The organism is Arthrobacter sp. ISL-65 (genome assembly GCF_018613795.1).
Taxonomy (GTDB): Bacteria; Actinomycetota; Actinomycetes; order Actinomycetales; family Micrococcaceae; genus Arthrobacter.
The window spans coordinates 60,607-76,682 of record NZ_JAGGPN010000005.1 but is presented as its reverse complement, the minus strand read 5'-3'; the positions used below and the strand labels follow the sequence as shown (position 1 = coordinate 76,682).

Annotated in this window: 16 protein-coding genes; 5 read left to right on the top strand and 11 right to left on the bottom strand. The window is 69.0% G+C overall.

Translation table 11 applies throughout. From position 1 onward, the window contains the following. Positions 1-98 precede the first annotated feature (98 nt). The 3 genes from J7I85_RS02180 (at position 99) to J7I85_RS02170 (ending at position 1,348) form a co-directional block, all read left to right on the top strand. The gene (locus J7I85_RS02180; protein WP_214846016.1) at positions 99-353 is read left to right on the top strand and encodes a hypothetical protein; all 255 of its coding nucleotides are present in this window, start codon (positions 99-101) and stop codon (positions 351-353) included. A 48-nt stretch (positions 354-401) separates the two neighbouring features. Then, complete coding sequence (locus J7I85_RS02175; RefSeq protein WP_214846014.1) at positions 402-620, top strand: helix-turn-helix domain-containing protein; 219 nt, start codon at positions 402-404, stop codon at positions 618-620. A 92-nt stretch (positions 621-712) separates the two neighbouring features. Then, entirely contained in the window at positions 713-1,348 is a 636-nt protein-coding gene (locus J7I85_RS02170; RefSeq protein WP_214846012.1) for a LysE family translocator, read from the top strand. A gap of 94 nt (positions 1,349-1,442) precedes the next feature. Here J7I85_RS02170 and J7I85_RS02165 read toward each other — a convergent pair whose 3' ends face one another. Beyond that, entirely contained in the window at positions 1,443-2,192 is a 750-nt protein-coding gene (locus J7I85_RS02165; protein ID WP_214846108.1) for a 3-hydroxybutyrate dehydrogenase, read from the bottom strand. A gap of 152 nt (positions 2,193-2,344) precedes the next feature. On the opposite strand from J7I85_RS02165, the gene J7I85_RS02160 reads away from it, so the two are divergent. After that, on the top strand, positions 2,345-3,262 hold the full coding sequence (locus J7I85_RS02160; RefSeq protein ID WP_214846010.1) for a LysR family transcriptional regulator: 918 nt from the start codon (positions 2,345-2,347) through the stop codon (positions 3,260-3,262). Here the strand turns inward: J7I85_RS02160 and J7I85_RS02155 are convergent. The 3 genes from J7I85_RS02155 to J7I85_RS02145 all read right to left on the bottom strand — a co-directional run bounded on the left by J7I85_RS02155 (position 3,248) and on the right by J7I85_RS02145 (position 7,523). Beyond that, positions 3,248-4,249 (bottom strand): spermidine synthase, encoded by a 1,002-nt coding sequence (locus J7I85_RS02155; protein ID WP_251023823.1) that lies wholly within the window; start codon positions 4,247-4,249, stop codon positions 3,248-3,250. The two genes, J7I85_RS02160 and J7I85_RS02155, sit on opposite strands and share 15 nt — an antisense overlap. A gap of 107 nt (positions 4,250-4,356) precedes the next feature. After that, complete coding sequence (rfaE2, locus tag J7I85_RS02150) at positions 4,357-6,003, bottom strand: D-glycero-beta-D-manno-heptose 1-phosphate adenylyltransferase (protein WP_308159364.1); 1,647 nt, start codon at positions 6,001-6,003, stop codon at positions 4,357-4,359. Continuing rightward, the gene (locus J7I85_RS02145; protein WP_251023822.1) at positions 6,000-7,523 is read right to left on the bottom strand and encodes an aldehyde dehydrogenase; all 1,524 of its coding nucleotides are present in this window, start codon (positions 7,521-7,523) and stop codon (positions 6,000-6,002) included. The genes rfaE2 and J7I85_RS02145 overlap by 4 nt, the downstream gene beginning before the upstream one ends. 404 nt (positions 7,524-7,927) lie before the next feature. On the opposite strand from J7I85_RS02145, the gene J7I85_RS02140 reads away from it, so the two are divergent. After that, positions 7,928-9,178: a glycosyltransferase family 9 protein gene (locus tag J7I85_RS02140; RefSeq protein WP_214846008.1), complete on the top strand. Its 1,251-nt coding sequence runs from the start codon at positions 7,928-7,930 to the stop codon at positions 9,176-9,178. Here the strand turns inward: J7I85_RS02140 and J7I85_RS02135 are convergent. From J7I85_RS02135 to J7I85_RS02105, 7 genes are read right to left on the bottom strand one after another with little or no spacing between them, the layout of a single operon-like run. Beyond that, positions 9,144-9,845: an SDR family oxidoreductase gene (locus J7I85_RS02135; RefSeq protein WP_214846006.1), complete on the bottom strand. Its 702-nt coding sequence runs from the start codon at positions 9,843-9,845 to the stop codon at positions 9,144-9,146. The two genes, J7I85_RS02140 and J7I85_RS02135, sit on opposite strands and share 35 nt — an antisense overlap. Positions 9,846-9,889: 44 nt before the next feature. After that, positions 9,890-11,251, bottom strand: coding sequence for a PfkB family carbohydrate kinase (locus J7I85_RS02130; protein WP_214846004.1), 1,362 nt, complete (start codon positions 11,249-11,251; stop codon positions 9,890-9,892). Continuing rightward, positions 11,248-11,988 (bottom strand): SIS domain-containing protein, encoded by a 741-nt coding sequence (locus J7I85_RS02125; RefSeq protein ID WP_308159362.1) that lies wholly within the window; start codon positions 11,986-11,988, stop codon positions 11,248-11,250. Before J7I85_RS02125 ends, J7I85_RS02130 begins: the two co-directional genes overlap by 4 nt. After that, entirely contained in the window at positions 11,985-13,238 is a 1,254-nt protein-coding gene (locus tag J7I85_RS02120) for a glycosyltransferase (protein WP_214846002.1), read from the bottom strand. The genes J7I85_RS02125 and J7I85_RS02120 overlap by 4 nt, the downstream gene beginning before the upstream one ends. Next, positions 13,235-14,329 carry a glycosyltransferase gene (locus J7I85_RS02115; protein WP_214846000.1) on the bottom strand — a complete coding sequence of 365 codons (1,095 nt, stop codon included), beginning with the start codon at positions 14,327-14,329 and terminating at the stop codon, positions 13,235-13,237. Before J7I85_RS02115 ends, J7I85_RS02120 begins: the two co-directional genes overlap by 4 nt. Next, on the bottom strand, positions 14,326-15,402 hold the full coding sequence (locus tag J7I85_RS02110) for a glycosyltransferase family 9 protein (protein ID WP_214845998.1): 1,077 nt from the start codon (positions 15,400-15,402) through the stop codon (positions 14,326-14,328). Before J7I85_RS02110 ends, J7I85_RS02115 begins: the two co-directional genes overlap by 4 nt. Then, on the bottom strand, positions 15,399-15,965 hold the full coding sequence (locus J7I85_RS02105; protein WP_214845997.1) for an HAD-IIIA family hydrolase: 567 nt from the start codon (positions 15,963-15,965) through the stop codon (positions 15,399-15,401). The genes J7I85_RS02110 and J7I85_RS02105 overlap by 4 nt, the downstream gene beginning before the upstream one ends. Between the last annotated feature and the right edge of the window lie 111 nt (positions 15,966-16,076).

Here is a 16,076-nt window from a genome sequence, read left to right as displayed (position 1 = left end):
TACACGGTGCCAGCCGGCCGGGAATCAAACCCGGATGATGAACCGGACCCGCGCCGCCAGTGCTTGAACTTTGGTCACACTGTGAAGGAGTGGTCCTCATGTTGGAAATCCAGGCCGGGGCGCCGGCAGAGAATATTCAATCCGGGCGGTTGTCCGGCTTCCTGGCCCAGACGCTGCAGCGGGCGCGCACGGCCGCTGTTCCCTACAGGATCGGCGACGTTCTGCTGGGCGACGATCCGTTCAACGGCAGGCGGGAAGGCACCGTGGTGGTCAAGAACGGCCGATCGATCGGGATCCGGTCCTCGGACCAGGTGTACTTCTACGACCACCGGCAACTGAGGCGGCCGGACTAGGCGGGTCATCCCGCCTAGTCCAGCCGACGACCAACAGGAGCCGATTCCATGTCCATCGCCAACCTGCCAACCGCTTACCTCACCATTGCCGAGGTGGCCGCGGCCCTGCGCCTTTCCAAAATGACCGTCTACCGGATGGTCCGGGCCGGAACGCTGGCGGCCGACCGCTTCGGCAAGTCCTACCGCGTACCGGAGTCGGCTGTGGAGGAGTACATCCGGGCCTCAGGCAACCCGGGCCCGGGGGATCCCCCGGGCGCACTAAGGTGAGCGCACGAAGTTGAGGCGCCGTTGGTTCATTGCCAGCCGCTTAAAGCACATCGGTGCTGGCTGGCCGCCAACGGCCGGCGTTACCATCAGGCATGCTGCCGCTGCAGAATCTACTGACCTTTGCCTTGGTCTCCGCATTGCTGATCGCCGTCCCGGGCCCAAGCGTCCTGTTCGTCATCGGACGGTCGCTGGCCTTGGGGCGGCGGGGCGGACTGCTGAGTGTCCTCGGCAATGCGGCCGGGGAACTGCTGCAGATCGCGGCCGTGGCCCTGGGACTCGGCGTGGTGCTGGCGCAGTCCGTGCTGCTGTTCACCGTGGTGAAGTTTGCCGGCGCGGCTTACCTCATTTTTCTGGGAATCCAGGCGGTGCTGCATCGCCGGGGCGGCCCTGCGGGCCCGGATCCGTCCAGGCCGGCGACCACCCGGCGGATTCTGCGCGAAGGCTTCATTGTGGGGGCCACCAATCCGAAGTCCGTTGTGTTCTTCGTGGCAGTCCTCCCCCAGTTCGTGGACCATTCTGCCGGCGCCATTCCCGTCCAGCTCGCCCTGCTCGGTGCCACGTTCCTGGCCATCGCGCTGGTTTCGGACAGCGTCTGGGCGCTGGCCGCCGGAACTGCCAGGCAGTGGTTCGCCCGCTCACCCCGCCGGGTAGCAGCAGTCACCACTACTGGCGGGGTGATGATGATCGGGCTCGGCGGCACCCTCGCCCTGACGGGTTCAAAGAGCTAGATTGGACTGCCCGCGACGGCTAGGGAGACGGCGGGTGGGCCCACGCCGTCAGGGTTCCCTGGCCGAGCTTGCGAGGCTAGGGAGACGGTGGGGACTACCGGGCGGACCACCCTCCGTCCATGGTGTAACTGGCCCCGGTGACCATTCCGGCGGCGTCGGAGGATAGCCATGCAACCAGCGATGCCACCTCCTCGGGTTCCACGAGCCGCTTCACAGCGGACTCGGTCAGCATCACCTTCGCCAGGACCTCGGACTCCGGAATGCCGTGGACTCGAGCCTGGTCCGCGATCTGCTTCTCCACCAGCGGCGTGCGCACATAACCGGGATTGATGCAGTTGGACGTGACGCCATGCTCACCGCCCTCGAGTGCAGTCACCTTGCTCAACCCTTCGAGCCCATGCTTCGCCGAGACATAGGCGCTCTTGAACGGGGAAGCCCGGAGCCCGTGCACCGACGACAAATTGATGACGCGGCCAAAGCCGTTGGCGTACATGTGCGGCAAGGCGGCACGGATCAGCAGGAAGGGCGCCTCGAGCATCAGCGCCAGGATCCGCCGGAATGCCACGGGATCGAAGTCCTCGATGGGGCTGATGCGCTGGATGCCGGCGTTGTTCACCAGGATGTCGCAGTCCAGGCTCAGCGCAGCCAGGGCCTCGACGTCCAGGAGGTCGACAGCCCAGGACGTGCCGCCCACCTCATCGGCGAGGGCCGCGGCGCCGGCTTCGTCGACGTCGGCCACCACCACTTTGGCTCCCCTGGCGGCCAGTTCCCGTACGCACGCCGCGCCTATGCCGCTGGCCCCGCCGGTGACCAGCGCCTTGCGGCCGTTCAGGTTCTTTTCCACGTCCGGACCTTGTGCGTCCACAGTCTGCTCCTCCAAGTGTCCACGCTGACACGTGCCGCCTCGTGCAGCACTTCCGATTCACCCGAGTATTCCTGCAGACGGAACGCGGTTCAATGACCAATCAGGCACTGGATTCGTGCAAAATTGCAGATATGGATGCCAACCCGGACGACCTGCTGGTGCTGCTCGCCGTCTCCCGCTCGGCGAAGTTCACGACGGCGGCCCAGGTCCTGGGCCTGAACCACACCACCGTTTCACGCCGGATTGCCGCACTGGAAAAGGCCTTGGGCGGCCGTGTTCTCGCCCGGGCCTCCGGGGGCTGGGAGCTGACCGAGCTCGGCGCTCAGGCCGTGCTGGTGGCCGAGCAGGTGGAAACGGCGGTGCGTGCGCTGGGACCGTCAGGCCGCGCGCCTGACCCGATTACCGGCGTAGTACGCATGACGGCGACCGACGGCTTCAGCGCGTACATCGCCGCTCCGGCGGTGGCCCGGCTGAGGAGGGATCACCCGGGGCTCAGCGTCGAGATCGTCACCGTCACCCGCCGGGCGCTCCAGCAGCGCTCGGGACTGGACATCGAGGTGGTGGTGGGCGAGCCGCAGGTCCACCGGGCCGAAGCGTTCCGGCTCGGCGAGTACGAGCTCGGAATGTACGCGTCCCGCTCGTACATCGAGGCCAACGGAACGCCGGAGTCGGTGGAGGCCCTGACCGCCCATCCGCTCGTGTACTTCGTGGACTCTATGCTGCAGGTGGACGATCTTGATGCACCGCGGCGGCTGGTGCCGGCAATGCGCGACGGCGTCAGCTCCACCAACGTATTTGTGCACGTCGAGGCCACCCGGGCAGGAGCCGGTGTGGGGTTCCTCCCGTGTTTCATGGCCGACAGGCACGAGGACCTGGTGCGCCTGCTGCCCGGGGACATCGCCGAACGGCTGCCCTACTGGATGGTCCTGCGCCCGGAGTCGATGCGCCGGCCGGCCGTCGCTGCCGTGGTGACGGCGCTGCGCGAGCAAACTACCGCGCACCGGGAGTGGCTGCTCGGGCAAGGACGCGGCGGCTCAGCCGCTGACTGACGGCTGAGGCCCTGGATCGGCGGTGATTGCGGCGTCCGTGCCGGGTTCAGCATCTGTGCGAGCCGCAGGGTCGTGGCGCACCTGGGCTCCGGCGGCGAAGGCACGCACCTTCGCGTCATTCCAGATGTGCGCTGGCACTGCCCCGCCCAGGAGCCGCCGCGCGAGCTGTGGGTCGTCGTCGAACGGCTGATCGCTGCCGGCCATCACCATGTTGCCGTAGCGGCGCCCCTTCAGCATGGCGGGATCCGCGATGATGATGGTGTGTTCGAAGGCGGCCGCGATGGTGGCGGCGTCCTCACGGGCATTCTTCAGGTCCGGACCGTCGCCCGAGTTCACCACGTAGATACCGCCGGGGGCGAGTACCTGCCGGACATTTTCGTTGAATTCGGCCGTGGTCAGCGCAACCGGGGTCACCGCGCCGGCGAAGACGTCCCGGATGATGAAGTCTCGGGTGTCCGGGGTGAGGGTCTCGGTCACGGCGCGGGCTTCGCCGACGCGCAGCCGCAGCAGCGGGGCCTTGGGCAGGTCGAACCAGCCGCGGACGTACTCGGCAAGCTTCCCGTCCAGTTCCACCACCACCTGCCGGGCGTCCGGGTAGGCCGCGTGGAAGTAGCGCGCCAGTGAGCACGCTCCGCCGCCCAGGTGCAGACCCCGCAGCCTGGGCTTGGTCTCAGGCTGCCAGCGGGATTCGATGAGGGCGGACATCCAGCGCATGTACTCGAAGTCGAGGAACAGCGGATCGGCAAGGTCAATGTGGGAACTCATCACGCCGTTGATGCGCAGGAGCCAGCCCGTGGAGTTGTCCTGGTCGGCGATGAGCTCGCAGTCGCCAGTGTCGATGTAGTAGACCCCCTCAACGGGGCGGTCGGCACGCGCTCCCTTGGGAACTTCCAGCACCTCGGAGGCCGCTGCCGTGCCTCTTCTGCCGCCCGTTTTACTGCTTGCGTTGGAACCCGGCTTTCCGCCTGACTTGGTGCGCCGTGCCATCAGTTCTCCGCCGCTTCCGTCATGCTTCAAGCCTAGTTGACCGGGGGGTGGTGGGGCGTGCCGGGTCAGAGCTCGATCACCGGCGGGCGGCAGGCCCAGCCAGCGTTTTACCCCTCCGGGACAGGGGCGCCCTCGCCGTTGCGGATGCGCTGGACCATCGCCGTGGTGGAACGCTCGGCCACATAGTCGAGGATGCTGACCGTGCCGCCGTACGCCTCCACGGCCTCGGTTTCGGCCAGCATCTCCGGCGTGTAGTCCCCGCCCTTGGCGTAGATTTCCGGACGCAGCTGTTCGATCAGAGGAATCGGCGTCGCGGTGTCGAAGACGGTCACGTAGTCCACGCAGCTCAGGGCGGCGATCACGGCCGCCCGGTCCGCCACGCTGTTGATAGGACGGCCCGGCCCCTTGAGCTTCCGGACGGAGTCGTCACTGTTGAGCGCCACCACCAGGATGTCGCCGAGCTGCTTGGCCTGGTTCAGGTAACGAGTGTGCCCGCGGTGCAGGACGTCGAAACATCCGTTGGTCAGCACCACACGCTGGCCGTCGTTGCGGTGGGCCCGGATGTGCCGCTCCAGTTCGTCTGCCGTCACGGCGGCGTCCCCGAAGCTCTCCAGGTAGCGGCCCAGCTCGTCCGTGCCGCACACCGACGTGCCGGGATGGTGGACCACCACATCCGCAGCGGCCTGCGCCAGGTCCAGGCTGGCCGACAGCGGCAACGACGCCGCACGCGCCAGGGTCAGGGCAGCCACGAACGTGTCGCCCGCGCCGGAGGCCTGCTTCTCGGTGGCAGGCCGTGCCCACGTCCGGTGCGGGTTTCCGGCGGCTGGAATGAGGACCGTCCCGTCCCGGTCCAGCGTGACCACGACGGCGCGTGCTCCCGTAGCCTGCAGCAGCTCGCCGGCGTGCTCGGTCACCACCGCCGCGCGCTCAGGCCCGCTGCCCAGCCGGAGGTCAAGCATCCGGGCGGCCTCCTGCGCGTTGGGCGTGACCAGGTCCGGCTCGAGTCCGGCCCACGGGCGCGGATCGTGCGCGTCCACCACCACCAGCGTGTCCTGACCGCGCCCGGCCAGGGATTCGATGAGCCGGCCGCGGACCGGTTCTGCGAGGACGCCCGTTCCGTAGTCGCAGATCACCACCGCGTTCTGGTGTCCGACGGCGGCGGGAACCGCCGCCGTAAACGTCGCCAGGGCGTCGGGCGGGACAGTTGCCGCGGTGTCGTCGAAGCGCAGGAGGACCTGGCCGCCGCTGCTGATCCGGATCTTGGTGGGGGTGGCCATGTCCGGGTGTTCGGCGAGCAGCGTGGTGTCCACCCCCGCGGCGACCAGTTGACGCCGAAGTTCCGCGCCGGCGTCGTCCGCTCCGATGATTCCTGCCACGCTGACACGCGCGCCGAGTGCGGCCAGGTTCATGGCCGTGTTGGCGGCACCGCCGGGGGCAAAGTCACGCCGGGCGATGTCCACCACGGGAGCCGGGGCCTCGCGGCACATCCTGTCGATCGTGCCGGTCCACCAGCCGTCGAGCATGAAGTCGCCCACGACGGTGACGGCAGGATGCTCCTGGGCCAGCCTCCGGGGAAGCCACGCCGCAAGGCCGCGCTGTTCTGAAAGCACCGGCTCGGAAAGCGCTGGTCCGGACTGCCCAGGTTCGGAAGGCGCTGGTGAGGAATGCGCAGTTTCGGAAAACTCCGGTTTGGAAGACATCGGGCCGCCGTCGTCCCCTGTGAGTCCTCCGGCGCCGGCTGTCCCGGCGGTCACGATGCTGCCCCGTCAGCTGACACTGCCCCGTCACCTGGCACTGCCCCTTCAGGTGGCACTGCCCCGTCACCTGACACTGCCCCGCCGGCTGGCCCAGCGTCGTTGGCTTGCCGGGCCTGGGCCGCCGGCGCAGGCGGCGCAGCGATGTGCACCACCTTGACACGTGTGAATTCGTCCAGGAGTTCGGGTCCGTAGCCAAACCCGTGCCCGCTTTCGCCCCGGGGCTGGGCGGCTCCGCCGGGTGCGCCACCGAACACTTCGTTGACCTTGACGGTCCCCACCGGCAGCGCGGCGACGGCTTGCTGGGCGTGGGCGATGGTGCCGGTCAGAACGGTGGCGGCAAGTCCGTACCGGCCGGCCGCGGCGAGCGTGAGCCCTTCCTCGAAGCTGTCCACCACACGCACCGGAGCGACAGGGCCGAACGTTTCCTCGGCCATGACGTCCATGGTGTCGGTGCAGTCCAACAGGACCGTGGCCGGGTAGAAGGCGCCTGGCCCGTCCGGGACCGTGCCGCCCTCCACGGCCCGGGCACCCAGCTGCAGCGCCTCGGCCACGTGCCGGTGGACCGCGTCCCGCATCCGGGTGTCCACGAGCGGCGCGAGCCGGCGTTCGGTGTTCCGGTCCCGGGCCTGTCCGGCGAGCGCCCGGCAGAACGGTTCGGCGATGGACCGGTGGACATAGATCCGCTCCACCGACGTGCAGATCTGCCCGCTGTTGCTGAAGGCCCCGATCGCCGCCTGCTCCGCGGCCCAGCCGGGATCCACGTCCGCATCCACCAGCAGCGGATCATTCCCGCCGTTTTCCCTGATCACATATGCACCCGTCAGCACCGCCGCGCGCGCAATCCGGTCACCGGTCGCGCTGGACCCGACGTGGGCGAACATATCAATGTCAGTCTGCTGCGTGAGGAGGGTCCCGACGTCGGCCCCTCCAATCAGCGTGACCAGCACGTTGGGCGGAAAAACCGGCGCCAGCGCCTCCCCCAGCAGCTCTCCCACGTGGGGGCAGCGCTCGCTCGGTTTGTGAACGGCCGTGTTCCCGGTAACCAGGGCGGCCCCTATGAGCCCGCAGGCCACGGCGACGGGATCGTTCCACGGCGTCAGCAAGACGGCCACGCCGCGGGGCTCCGCGACGGTGTAATCAGCTGCAAGCGCGTTGCCGCGGAGGCTGTGGCCGCGGTGTACGGGACCGAGCTCCGCATACTGCTCCAGCGTGGAAACACCGGCGGCAATACCGGCCAGGGCCTCATCCACCGGACGGCCGGTCTCCTGTGCGTTCAGATCCGCAAGTTCGGCAGCGGCCGCCTCCAGCGCCCGGGCGGCCGCGCGCAGCAGCTGGCCCCGCTCCCCGGGAGGCGTGGCAGCCCAGCCGGGTTGGGCAGCGCGGGCCGCCGCCACGGCTCCTGCCACATCATCTGCGCCGGCGACGGAAAGGTTGCCGACGGTTTCCCCGGTTCGCGGGTTCAGGATGGTGAGCGTGTCTTCAGCATTCGCCAACTCACTGGTGATGGTGGATTGCATGTGGCTCCTCACTGGGGCTTGGCCTGTGCCACCGGGGGCTGCAGGCGCTGGGTCTCCAGACGCTGGTCCTTCGATTCTCGGTCTCCAAGGCACTGGTCTCAAGGCACTGGTCTCAAGGCACTGGTCTTTAGGCATGCTGCTCGGTGTTGCCGGGCGTCCGTTCCCGCCCTCTCTGAGGTGATCCGTACCCCGGTGTCGGGAGGTTTACACGCGCCTCCGGCAGGAGTTTTCAGAGCTGGAAGGCGGGTCTTACTGAGCCGGCGGGCCGGGTCATACTCAGCTGGCGGGCCGGGTTTTCTGAGCTGGCACAACAGGCCCGATGCACCGTAGGGTGGGCCCACTGAACTGATCCCGACCTGAACGCATCCCGACCTGAACGATCCGGAGCCGAGAGGGCTGACACCATGGAACTCTTCAACGCCGACTTCGGCGGAGCACGCATCACAGGGCACGGAATCGGCCCGGTTTTGGAACCCTTCAGCGGTGTCTCCCGCATCGCCGTTCTCCGTGGCGGGGGGCTGGGCGACCTGATGTTTGCCCTCCCGGCGGTGGCAGCCCTGAAGGCCGCCTATCCTGGGGCCAGCGTCACCCTGCTGGGCACCCCGGTACATGCTGAACTGCTGGCGCAGACGGTGGGACCCGTGGATGAGACGGTGATTCTGCCGTTCGCCGAAGGGGTCCGCCCGGGGCCGGAAGACGACGACGAAGTGGAGCGGTTCTTTGCAGCGATGCGCGCCAGGAACTTCGACCTGGCCGTCCAGTTGCACGGCGGCGGCCGGTACTCGAATCCTTTCCTGCTGCGCCTCGGCGCCCGGCATGCCGTGGGGACCAGAACTCCGGACGCCGCTCCCCTGGAGCGGACCGTGCCCTACGTGTACTACCAGCACGAACCGCTCCGGGCCCTCGAGGTGGCGGGATTCGCCGGGGCCCCTCCCCGTGAGCTGGAAGCGAGGCTCGAGGCGCTGCCTGAGTTTGGCCAGCAGCTCGCCCAGGACCTGCCTTTGGGGAACGGCGGGCATGGGCAGGGCAACGACGGGCCGGGCCAAGGCAACTGCGGGCCCGGGCAGGGCCGCGTGCTGGTCATCCATCCGGGCGCGACCGATCCCCGCCGGCGCTGGCCGGCCGAACGCTTCGCCGCGGTGGCACGGAAGGCCGCCGACGACGGCTTCCGGGTTTACGTGGTGGGCGACAGCAGCGAAAAGGAACTTGCTGAGACGGTGGTGGAACTCGCCGCAGAACAATCCAGCCCGGAACAATCCCCTGCGGGCGAGTCCGGTGCCGCCCGCCCCGCCATAGAGTCACTGGCCGGCAAACTCAGCCTCGGTGAGCTTGCCGCCCTGCTGGCGGGCAGCGCCGTCGTGGTGGCGAACGACAGCGGACCGCGCCACCTCGCCCAGGCCCTCGGCACTTCCACAGTGGGCATCTACTGGGCGGGCAATGCCATCAACGCTGCCCCGCTGGGCCGCAGCAAGCACCGCGTCCGGCTAGGCTGGGTCACGCGCTGCCCGGTGTGCGGCGTGGACGTCACCCAGGTCGGATGGACGGCCCCACGGTGCCCGCATGACGAGTCCACCGTTAAGGCCGTCGAACCCGGGGAAGTCTACGAGGATGTTCTCCAGCTCACGGCCACGAACCCTCTTCCTCATGGCAGATAAGCATTTCGCGGACCTCGCAGCCGATGGGCTGGGACAGCACAAACAGAATTGCCTGCGCCACGTTGCCGGGGTCGTTGAGGCGTGAGTCGTCCTGCGGCTTGTACTGCTCGGCGCGGTCGTCGAAGAAGCGCGTCTTCATGCCGCCGGGAATCATGGTGGTCACGCCAATCTCGCCGCCGGTCTCGGCTGCCAGCGAATGGCTAAAGCCCACTACGCCGAATTTCGAGGCGCAGTAGGCGGTGGCCTCCGGCAGCGCCCGTTTGCCCAGCGTGGACGCGATGGTGACCACCCGGCCGCGCGACGTTTTGAGGTACGGAAGGGCCGCCCGGACAACGGACACCGTGCCCATCAGGTTGACGCCGATGACGCGTTCCCATTCCTCTGCGGCCACGTCCTCCAGCTTGCCGCACCGGTCGATGCCGGCAGCGGTGACCACGGCGTCCAGCCCGTCCAGGGTTTCGGCTGCCTGCCGGACAGCCTCGGTCACGGCAACGCGGTCCGACACGTCCACTTCAAAGGCCTTCGCCGCGGCGACGTTCCGGATGTCCCGGTCCAGCACCACCGGCGTCCCGCCGGCTTTCAGTACGGCATCGACGACGGCGGCTCCCAGTCCGGAGGCGCCGCCGGTTACCAGCACCCGGCCGGGCTTGAAAGTCGATTCAGTCATGGTGTTCCTTTCGCTTGGGACTAGTTCAAGATTTGTTATGTAGGTCAGCTGACCTTCGCCAGGGCGTCCGCGAGGACGGACGTGGACCGGGCCTGGTGGAACGGCACCGTCATGCAGCGCCCTCCCCAGCTCTCGACCAGGCCTGCCTCGGGAAGCTCCGACGCGCGGTAGTCCCCGCCCTTCACCCAGACGTCCGGCCGCAGCGTTTCCAGGCAGGCCTCCGGGGTGTCCTCCCCGAAGACCAGGACGGCGTCCACACTCTCGAGTGCCAGCAGGAGCTCGGCTCGGTCCTGTTGGCTCACAATGGGCCGCTGCTCACCTTTGATCCGGCGCACCGACTCGTCCGAGTTCAGGCACACGATCAGGCAGTCGCCCAGGTCCCTGGCTGCCGCCAGTGTGCGGGCGTGGCCGGCGTGCAGCAGGTCGAAGCAGCCTCCCGTGGCTACGACGGTTCCACCGTTGGCGCGCACCCGCCGGGCAAGGCCGAGGGCGTCTTCCTCGCGGCTGTGGTGCCAGACCGGCCGGTGGCGGTCCGGCAGGGAGGCCACCCCGCCGGCACCGAGGAAGGCTGCCGCCTCATTGATCGCTCGTTCCGCGGCGTCACTGAGGCTGCAGCCCTCTGCCAGGTGCACGGCCAGACTGGCCGCGAGCCGGTCGCCGGCGCCGCAGGGATCAGTCACTTCGGTGGGAGGCGCCGGGATGGCCAAGGGTGAAGTGTCGCGCTGAGATAAGGTGCCGCCCTGCTCCCCCATGGTCACAAGGACCGCCTGGCTCTGCCAGCGGTCCAGCAGCAGGGTGCCGATGGCGGCAATCGCCGCAGGCGTACCGCTACCGGAGTCCGCGGCCTTGGCAGCCTCGGACAAGTTTGGGGTCACCACGGCCACCCCGGGCACGGGTGCGGCGCCGGAGGGGTGCGGATCCCACACGATCGGAATGACGCCGGCACGGGCGGCGAGGAGGTCGCGGATCTCCCGGTTCGCGGCAACACCGCGTCCGTAATCGGCCACAACAATCGCTTCGGCGCGCTCCAGCGCCCTGAGCATGCCCGCCGTCGCCGCCGGCACCTCCGGCCGCCCGCATCCCTCATCCACCCGCACCACCGGCTGGCGGCCTGCCCGGACCCGGGTCTTTACCGGGGTCCTGGCGCCGGAGGGCCCGGAGACAACATGCACCCCAGCGAGGGCGCCTTCCAGCTCGAGGGAGGCGTCGTCGTCGGAAAGCACTGTCACGAGAGTGACGCGGTGGCCGTCATGGGCCAGCATCCTGGCCACTAGTCCGGCACCACCGGCCCGCCGCCGGACGTCGGAGACGTCCACCACTGGCACCGGCGCATCGGGACACAGCCGTGTTGCCTCACCGGTAAGGTCCACGTCCAGCAAAACGTCGCCAACCACTGTGATCCTCATCCGCGATCAACCTCCGGTCCGGGAACACCCCGGCCCTTGCGGGCCACCTCGGCTTCGAAGGCCCGGCAAATGGCGTGCAGCGCAATCAGGTGCCCCTCCTGGGCATTGGCCGAGATGGCATCGATGGCCACGGCATCATCGCAGCAGGATGCCAGCGGGTTGGGCGCCGGCCCGGTCAGGGCCCACGTGGTCACGTTCAACCTGGAGGCCGCCTCGGCTGCACGGAGCAGGTTGGGGCTCTGGCCGCTCGTGGACAGCAGCACGAGGATGTCCCCCGACCTGCCGTGGGCGCGGACCTGCCGGGCGAAGAGCTCCTCGTAGCCGTAGTCATTGGCAATCGCCGTGACGGCCGAACTCTCCGCGTGCAGGGAGATCGCGGAAAAGGGCATCCGCTCGGCGTCGAACCTGCCCACAAGTTCCGCAGTCAGGTGCTGCGCCTCGGCTGCGGACCCGCCGTTCCCGGCGGCAAGCAGTTTCTGCCCGCTCAGCAGGCGCTGGGCCAGCTCCACGCCCCAGTCGGCCAGCCTGTCTGCCTGGCTTTCCAGGGACCGCAGGGCGGGCAGGACGTTCTCCAGGTGGGTCCGCACTGCCTCCCGGGGGCCCGGGCTGGCGTGGTGCCGGGCGTCGTCGTGCCCAGCCTCCTCCGGGGAGGAAACCGCGTCCGGAGAGGGAAAACCCGGTGTGCCAACCCGGTGCATGGCAGGAAGCTCAGCCTCCCGCAGGGATTCCGGAGTCACAGTACCGCTCCTTCCATCGGTTCCAGGCTGCCAGCGTCCGCAGAGCCTGCGATAGCCACCTGGTAGGCCTTTTCGGTTTCCGCGGCGACTCTGCTCCAGGAGTAGCGGGCTTTGGCCCGCCGTTCGCCGGCGCGCCCGAGTTTGGCGCGAAGGTCCGGGCTGGCCAACAAGGTGCCGATGGCTTCGGCGATGGCTTCCGGATCCTTCGGCGGAACATGCAGTCCGGTTCCCCGGTCCACCACGCTGTCCGTCAGGCCGCCCACCGCAGCGGCGACCACCGGAACGCCGCAGGCCATGGCCTCCAGGGGAACAATCCCGAAGGGCTCGTACCACGGCGTGCAGACCACAGCGTCCGCACTTCGGAAGACCCCGGGCATGGCCTCCCGGGGCACCTGGCCCCGGAGCTCCACATGGCCCGCCACCCCGAGGTCCCGGGCAAGGTCCAGCAGCCTGCGCGCCTCCGGATCCTGCCCGCCCGCGTCCGCGTCGCCGCCCACAATGAGCAGCTCGACGTCGTCGAACCCCGCCTGCAACAGATACGGCAGCGCGCGGATCACCAGATCCATGCCCTTGCGCGGGACCAGGCGGCCCACGGACAGGATGCGGTGGGAGCGGGAGGGAGGGTCGGCCGGACCGTCGCTGGAGAAGAGTTCCAGATCCACTCCGCAGGGGGCGATGGAAACCCGGCGGGTATCGATCCCCATCGCCCTCAGCTCGAACACTTCGTCGGAGCACGTGGCCACGATCCGGTCCGCCGACCGGCCCACGGACGGTTCGAGGAAACGCCTCTCGGCCGGGCTCGTGTCGGCGGCGCCCTGGTGGCGGCGCTTGACCGTGCCCAATGCGTGGAAGGTCTGCACCACGGGCACCCGGAAGCCGCCCGGCTCACGGCGTGCGGCGTCCAGCGCGGCGACGCCGGACATCCAGAAGTGGCCGTGCACCACGTGCGGCGGCGAGTCGCCCCAGTCCTGGACCACGCCGTCCGCCAGGGCGCCCATGAAGGGCAGCAGCTCGTCCTTAGGCACATGTTCGGCCGGCCCGGCGTCCACGTGCACCACCTCGAGCCGGGGATGCACGCGCACCCTCGTGGGCAAATCCGGCGAGTCACGCCTCGTGTAGACCGTTACCCGGTGGCCCCGACGGGCCAGTGCCGACGAAAGGGCCGCCACATGGACGTTCTGGCCGCCAGCGTCCACTCCGCCAAGCGCTGCCAAAGGACTGGCGTGTTCCGAAATCATTGAGATCTTCAATGCATATTCCCTTCTCGCGCCGCGGTGAGGGCATCCGGTCCGGACCCCTTCAAAGCTGCATCGCCGGATGCCGCCCCCTCCAAAGACCCCTGCTGCCGCCCCTCCCCCTGCACTTTCCCTCCGCCGCGGGCCGGCACAAGATCCGCCAGCAGCTCATCCCAGTCGGCCAGGAAACGTTCCAGCCCATAGCGCTCCAGCACCGCCTCCCGGGCAACTTGGCCCCGCCGTCGGGCCTCCTCCGGATCGTGGACCAGCTGCCGGGCACACCGGCGCAGCTCCTCCACGTCAGTGGAGATGCAGCCTGCCTCAGGCGGGACGGCCCGTGCCGCCTCGGTGGTGGCCAGCGCCAGGACCGGCATGCCGAGATGCATCGCCTCCAGCAGCGCCAGCCCAAGGGAAGTCCAGCGCAACGGGTGCAGGTATGCCCGGCAGCGCGCCAGTTCACGGTGGAGCTCCGCGGTCTTCAGATCGCCCCGGACCGTGAGGTGCGCCGAAGGAATTCCCGTAGCCTGCGCCAGCCCGTCGCCGCCCATGCCGAAGACCTGAAGCGGGGCTGCGGTGGCGAAGCGGGGCAGCAGGTCCGTGCCCGTCACCCGTCCGCGGCGCACCGGTTCGTTGACCACCACGCCCAGCTCCGGAACCTCGCCCGTGTAAAGGCAGCCGGGGTCCGCGATGCCGTGCTCGATGACCTTGGTCGGTGCGCGGCCGCTGTCCCAGAACAACTCGTTGAAATGGGTCACGTGGACGATCGGGATGCCGTTCTGATCCCCGAGCGGATGGACGGTGAAGGGAACATCACCTTTCGGGGTGTTGTGTTCCACGTACACGGCCGGAAGATCGACGCCGGCCCGGCGGCCCAGGACGCGCATCACCTCCGCGGCTTCCTCCGGACGCTGAAGCACGACGGCGTCAATGCTGCCGGCGTCCAGCTCCGCGAGCGCGACCTCCCGCACGGAAGCTGGCCAGGGCCGGCCCGCCCGGCCCAGCCCCCAGGGACCGCCGCCGGGCAGGACCGGCAGCAGGTACTCGTGCCGGCCGCGGACAAAGGCGTCCGTCCACGACCCGTGCACGTGCCAGAGCAGGATTCTCATTGTTTCCGGACCTTTCTCCGTGTGCTGAGGGAGGAGACACCACTCAGCAGGCGTTCGACCGCTTCCACCACCTGCTCCGGCGAAACAGAGCTGAGGCAGGGATGTCCCGGTACCGGACAGTCGCGTGCGCGGCTGAGCCGGCACGGCGCGTTCTGGTCGCCCAGCAGTTCCAGCGGAACACCGTAGGGCGCCCAGCGGACGGCCGGCACGACTGGCGAAAACAGGCTCACCACGGGGGTTCCGACCGCGGCAGCCAGGTGGGCGGGCCCCGTGTTTCCGGTGACCACGACGTCCGCGTTGGCGAGGACGCCGGACAACGTTGACAAATCCGTCCGGCCGCCCAGATCGATGGCGGAGGGGCCGGCCACGGTTGCGGTGAGGGCTGTTTCCCCCGGACCGCCGGTCACCACCACCCGGTGGCCGGCGCCCTCCAGCAGCTCCACGGCCGCCGCATGGTGCAGCGGGGGCCAGGCCCGGGCTGGGACCGTTGCCCCCGGGTGGACCACCACGTAGGGGCCCTCCCCCACCAGGTGCCGGATGCCGGGAGGGTCCTTGACCATGAGCTTTCCGTCGTCACCCGTCTTGAGCCGGAAGCCCGCCGCCCGGGCGATCCCGAGCGCCCGCACGGACTCCGGCTGGTCCTCGGGAAAGTCCTCGCCGGGTTTCAGCCTGACGTCCAGGAGGGAGCCAGCGTAGTCAGTGGACGCGCCGGTGATGCGCTCCACGCCGGCCAGGCGCAGGAGGAGCGCCAGCGGAAGCGGCGACTGGTGGAAGGAGGTGAGGATGACTGCCTCGGTGATGCGGGAATTCCGGACATAGCCCACCAGCGAGTCCAGATGCGGTCCTGTGACCGCCGGAGCGGGGTTGCTGATCCACGGGGAATCCCAGGAATAAACGTCGGCCACGTGGGGCAGCAGCGAGGCTGCCGACTGGCCCTGCGGTCCGCAAAGCACGACGACGTCGTTGGGGCTGCCGCCGTCGGCCCGCCGTCCGTTCGCCACGGCACGGACTGCCGGGCCTGCCAGGAGGACGTCACCGACGCTGTCCAGCCGGGCCACCAGGACCCTGCTCATGCCGGTCCTCGAAGCACCGGTCCCCGGAGCAGCAGCTCCCCAAACAACAGCGCGACGGCCTGCTCGAGGTCCGCGGCTACCTCGGCGGCGGCCTCGACTTCTTCGGCTCTGGTCTGCGGAGTGGGAACCAGGACACCCCGTGCACCGGCGGCCACGGCCGCCTCGACGTCGCTGCCGATGTCACCGATGAACGCCGCCTCCGACGGCTCGATGCCAAGGCGCCGGCAGGCGCTGTGGATCATGCCCGGCGCGGGCTTCCGGCACAGGCAGCCGTCCCCGGCCCCGTGCGGGCAGACCTCCCAGACGTCAAAAGGGCCCAGCAGGTCCTCCACCCGCGCGTTCACGTTGTCCACCTCCTCGGCTGTCAGGAGGCCGCGGGCAATGCCCGACTGGTTACTCAGCACGCCGGTGGCCAGTCCCAAGCTGCGCACTTCGTCGAGGACTTTCCGCGCACCGGGAAAGGGCGTGACCCTCTGCGGGTCGCCGTTGTAAGGCACGTCAACCACAAGCGTCCCGTCCCGGTCGAAAAGCACAGCCTTGAGCGTAGAAGCATCACTTGCCATATCCCCTTCGTTCCCCGCCCACGTGAGACCTAAACAAAAGGCTGCCTACTTCTTCTCCGCTAGACTCCTCGACAGGCGGCCGAGCCGGGCCGGCCTGAAGACGAGAAAGGA